Genomic DNA, 4,630 nt, shown 5'->3' on the forward strand with positions numbered 1-4,630 from the left:
GGGTGAATGCGAGAACATAGCGGTCGGGCATGGCAGAACAGCTGAGTGTCGTATGTGCACACGTCCTGCGCGCCGACGCCCGGTTCTGCTCATCGTGAAGCAAGGCGGTGAGTTCACGCTCGCCTGCGGTCAGAGCGATCACGATACGAAGAAGACGGTCGATGACTGGGCGCGGGCGCACGCGTCGCATTTCTCTGCCGGAGATCCGGCGATGTGTATCGTTCGCGTACTTCGTGACGGCGAAGAGGCTGAGCGCCACCGGGTCGGTGCGCCGTGGCTTCGTCGCCGCAGTCCTTGCGACTGAGGAAAGCGTGCTCGTCGGAGCGTCTACGGCCACAGCGCGTGGTACGCGTTGATCGCGGGCTGGCCGCCGAGGTGCGCATACAGCACGTGGGAGTCGGCGCCGATGTGGCCGCTCTTGACGAGATCGATCAGCCCGGCGAGCGACTTGCCCTCGTAGACGGGATCGGTGATCATCGCCTCGAGCTGCGCCCCGAGGGCCATCGCCTCCATCGTCGAGTCGACCGGGATGCCGTACAGATCACCCGCCCACCCCTCGAGCACCTGGATCTCGTCGTCGCGCAGCTCGCGGCCGAGCTCGATCAGCTCAGCGGTGTTGCGGGCGATCCGAGCCACCTGGTCGGTCGTCTTCGCCAGTGTCGCCGAGGCGTCGATTCCGAGCACCCGCCGCCGCACGCCCGTGATGTCCTCTAGAGCCGCGAAGCCGGCGATCATGCCGGCGTGCGTTGAGCCGGTGACGGTGCAGACGACGATCGTGTCGAAGGTGATGCCGAGCGCCTTCTCCTGTTCGGCGAGCTCGAAGGCCCAGTTCGCGAAACCCAGCCCGCCGAGCGGATGCTCCGACGCGCCGGCGGGGATGGCGTACGGCTTGCCGCCGGATTCCTCGACTTCGCGCAGCGCAGCCTTCCACGAGTCGCGCACGCCGATGTCGAACCCGGCGTCGTCCAGGCGCGAGTCCGCGCCCATCATGCGGGAGAGCAGGATGTTGCCGACGCGATCGTTGGTCGGGTCGTCCCAGGGCACCCACTTCTCCTGAACCAGGCGCGACTTCAGGCCCAGATGCGCGGCCACGGCCGCGACCTGGCGCGTGTGGTTCGACTGGTATCCGCCGATCGAGACCAGGGTGTCGGCGCCCGAGGCGAGCACATCCGGGACGATGTACTCGAGCTTGCGGATCTTGTTGCCGCCGTAGGCCAAGCCGCTGGACACGTCTTCGCGCTTCGCCCACACCTGTGCTCCGCCGAGGTGCTGGGTCAGCCGTTTCAGATGCTGAAGCGGGCTCGGCCCGAACGTCAGCGGATAGCGCGGGAATTCGGCGAGCTTCATAGGACGGCATCCTCTGGTCTGTGGTCAGTTAGGGGCGCCCGCAGATGAACCTTTTCGCGGATGCCGGACACTACAGGTTATGAGCGAAGATGACGCGGCGTTATGGGTCCGGGTGCGTGACGGCGACGAATCCGCGCTGGGCGCGCTGTTCGACCGTCATGAAGCCCGGCTCTTCCGCCATGCTCAGCGACTGCTCACCACCCGCGAAGACGCGAAGGATGCCGTCACCATCGCCTTCTTCGAGCTGTGGCGCAAGCGCGTGTCGGTGCGCCTGGTGGACGGGTCGCCGTTGCCCTGGCTGCTGAACACGGTGTCGAACTCAGCGCGCAATCTGGAGCGATCGGGTCGCCGGTATCGCGCGCTGATCGCGCACACGCCTGCTGCGGATCACGGCGCAGCGCCCCGCGCGCACGATGAGAGCGGCGTCCTTGCGGCGCTCAAGCGACTCCCGGCACGAGAACAGAGCGTCCTCGTCCTGACTGTCCTCGAGGGCTATCCCGACCGCGTCGCGGCGGAGGCCCTCGGCATCCCGGTCGGGACGGTGAAGTCCCGCCTGGCGCGCGCCAAAACGAAACTTCGGGATGAGATGACGGCTATGGAGGCATCATGGGCATGAACGACGGCGGTCTCACGCCTCGCGAGCACGCCGAGATGCGCGATCTGGTCCTCGCGGGGACGCAGCGCATCCGGCCGGCCGGTTCGCATCGGGCTCAACTCACCGCGGCGGCAGTCGCGCTGGTTCTGGTCGGCGCTGTCACGGGCGGCGCGATCACCACAGCCACCCTCATGGGCACCCAGCAGGATGCGGGTCCGGTCTCCTCGCCCGCCTCGACTCCGACGCCGACGCCCTCGGTCACACCGACCCCGAGTCCGACGCCGACGGGCACCCCGACGCCGACGCCCGCGCCGCCGACGCGTGCGCAGGCTGTCTCAGCCTTTGGTGGTGAGTGCGCGAACTCCCTCAGCGTCGACGAGGTCACGGCAGCGGTCGGCGTCGAGATGGTCCTTCACGAGCCAGCCTGGCGGTCGGGTGCGGAGGGGCGCATGGGAGGCCTGGTCTGCACGTGGACCGATCCGACAGGATACAAGACCCATACCGTCTACCTCATCTCCTACCCCGCGTCGCTCGTGCCGGCAGACATCCAGGACGCACCCGCCCTCTGCGGGGGCGAGGAGTACGGCTGTGCGATCAGCGGGGCTGCAGGTGAGTCGTGGCTGTACCTGAGCGTCAGCCCGACGGCGGGGGAGACGGCGAGCCGCGGTCTGTGGGAGCTCGCCGCGTCACGTGCCGCAGAGTTCCCTCCACCCCTGTCCGAATCGCCCGCCGCGGACTGGTGGCCCACGACCTCCTGCGAGCAGCTCGCCGATGGTGTGGATCTGCTCGGCGCGACCGGGTGGCGGTGGATTCGCTACAACGCCCCGGAGTTCGATGACACGGGGACGGTATGGGGGCTGCCGAACCGAGTCGGCGGCGTGAGCCAGTGCCAGTTCACAGGCAGCCCGGATGATGCCTCGTACGTGGACGTCTCGTTGCGCGTCATCCCGGGGGCCGGAGGCTACTTCCCGCAGATAGCCGCATCCGAGGGGGCGACGTCGGTGGAGGTGGCCGGGGCGCTGGCGGCTGCCGAAGTGCTGGACGACGACCTCTGGGAGGGGCACTACGCGACCACCGTGGCCACGGATGGAGTCAACCTGGTCATCGTGGGCGTCAATTCGTTCGAGGACCGAGCCGTCGGCTCGTCGATCGCCGCCGCCGTCCTGGCCGTGATGTGAAGGGCTGCAGGGCGGGTGCCCTTCGGCCCCCGCCCTAGACTTGACCCTCGTGGTCACACGTCTCTCGCACTTCTTCCTCCGCACGCTCCGCGAAGACCCGGCCGACGCCGAGGTCACCAGCCACCGGCTGCTGGTGCGTGCCGGCTACATCCGCCGCCAGGCACCCGGGATCTTCGCGTGGCTGCCGCTCGGCCTGAAGGTCAAGGCGAAGATCGAGGCCATCATCCGCGAGGAGATGGACAACGCCGGAGCCTACGAGGTGCACTTTCCAGCACTGGTGCCCCGCGAGCCCTACGAGCAGTCCGGCCGTTGGGAGACATACGGCAACGGCATCTTCCGCCTGAAAGACCGGAAGGATGCCGACTACCTGCTCGCCCCGACGCACGAAGAGCTGTTCACGCTCCTCGTGAAGGACCTCTACTCGTCCTATAAGGACCTGCCGCTGGCGATATATCAGATCCAGGACAAGTACCGGGATGAGGCGCGGCCGCGCGCGGGTCTGCTTCGTGGCCGTGAGTTCACGATGAAGGACGCGTACTCGTTCGACTACACCGACGCCGGGCTGGATGCCTCGTACCAGCTGCAGCGGGACGCGTACGAGCGCATCTTCCAGCGCCTCGGACTGGAGTACGTCATCGTCGCGGCCGACAACGGTCTCATGGGCGGTGCCCGCAGTGAGGAGTTCCTCCACCCCACTGCCATCGGAGAGGACACGTTCGTCCGCTCCGCCGGCGGCTACGCGGCGAACGTCGAGGCGTTCACGACCGTCGCGCCCGAACCGATCCCGTTCGACGGCCTGCCGGACCCCGTGATCTTCGACTCGCCCAACACGCCGACCATCGCGACGCTCGTGGCTCACGCGAATGCACACCTCGATGCTCCGGCCGACGGCGTCGCCGGCCCTGCCACGGACGGCGCGACCGAGTGGACGGCCGCCCACACCCTGAAGAACGTGGTGCTCGCCCTCACCCACCTCGACGGCACACGCGAGGTCGTGATCGTCGGGATTCCGGGGGATCGTGACATCGACGACAAGCGCGTCGAGGTCGCGTTCGCGCCCGCTGCGGTCGAGGCCGCGACCGAGGCCGACTTCGAGCGCAACCCGTTGCTGGTGAAGGGCTACATAGGCCCGTGGTCGCCGACGGGCGCGATCTTCGGCGAAGAGTCCGCCACCGGCATCCGCTACCTGCTCGACCCGCGGGTCGCAGACGGCACCGCGTGGATCACCGGGGCGAACGCGGATGAGAAGCACGTGCACTGGCTCGTTGCGGGTCGCGACTTCGTCGGCGACGGATTCGTCGAAGCAGCCAACGTGCGTGCCGGCGACCCCGCCCCGGACGGCTCGGGGCCGGTCGAGCTGGCACGCGGGATGGAGATCGGGCACGTGTTCCAGCTCGGGCGCTTCTTCGCTGAGGAGCTCGGACTCAAAGTCCTCGACGAGAACGGCAAGCTCGTGACCGTCACGATGGGCTCGTACGGCATCGGCGTGACGAGAATTCTGGCGAACATC

General features: G+C 68.0%; 5 protein-coding genes. 3 read left to right on the top strand and 2 right to left on the bottom strand.

The window, feature by feature from the left end; translation table 11 throughout:
- Positions 1-259: hypothetical protein (locus tag VFX99_RS14915; protein WP_329667081.1), on the bottom strand; the 259-nt coding region annotated here is incomplete at its 3' end.
- Between the two features lie 68 nt (positions 260-327).
- Positions 328-1,347 (bottom strand): 1-aminocyclopropane-1-carboxylate deaminase, encoded by a 1,020-nt coding sequence (locus VFX99_RS14920; protein WP_329667082.1) that lies wholly within the window; start codon positions 1,345-1,347, stop codon positions 328-330.
- 79 nt (positions 1,348-1,426) lie between these two features.
- Between VFX99_RS14920 and VFX99_RS14925 the strand changes: the two genes are divergently transcribed.
- From VFX99_RS14925 to VFX99_RS14935, 3 genes are all read left to right on the top strand, one after another.
- The gene (locus VFX99_RS14925) at positions 1,427-1,963 is read left to right on the top strand and encodes a sigma-70 family RNA polymerase sigma factor (protein WP_329667083.1); all 537 of its coding nucleotides are present in this window, start codon (positions 1,427-1,429) and stop codon (positions 1,961-1,963) included.
- Positions 1,954-3,120, top strand: a complete 1,167-nt coding sequence (locus VFX99_RS14930) for a hypothetical protein (protein ID WP_329667084.1) — start codon at positions 1,954-1,956, stop codon at positions 3,118-3,120. The genes VFX99_RS14925 and VFX99_RS14930 overlap by 10 nt, the downstream gene beginning before the upstream one ends.
- A gap of 49 nt (positions 3,121-3,169) precedes the next feature.
- Positions 3,170-4,630 (top strand): proline--tRNA ligase (locus VFX99_RS14935; RefSeq protein ID WP_329667085.1); only part of this gene is annotated, 1,461 nt, incomplete at its 3' end.

This window comes from Microbacterium sp. (assembly GCF_036277215.1).
GTDB lineage: Bacteria > Actinomycetota > Actinomycetes > Actinomycetales > Microbacteriaceae > Microbacterium.

Coding starts and splice junctions, on each gene's coding strand:
- VFX99_RS14920 (WP_329667082.1), bottom strand. CDS start 1,347: ATGAAGCTCGCCGAATTCCCGCGCTATCCGCTGACGTTCGGGCCGAGC.
- VFX99_RS14925 (WP_329667083.1), top strand. CDS start 1,427: ATGAGCGAAGATGACGCGGCGTTATGGGTCCGGGTGCGTGACGGCGAC.
- VFX99_RS14930 (WP_329667084.1), top strand. CDS start 1,954: ATGGGCATGAACGACGGCGGTCTCACGCCTCGCGAGCACGCCGAGATG.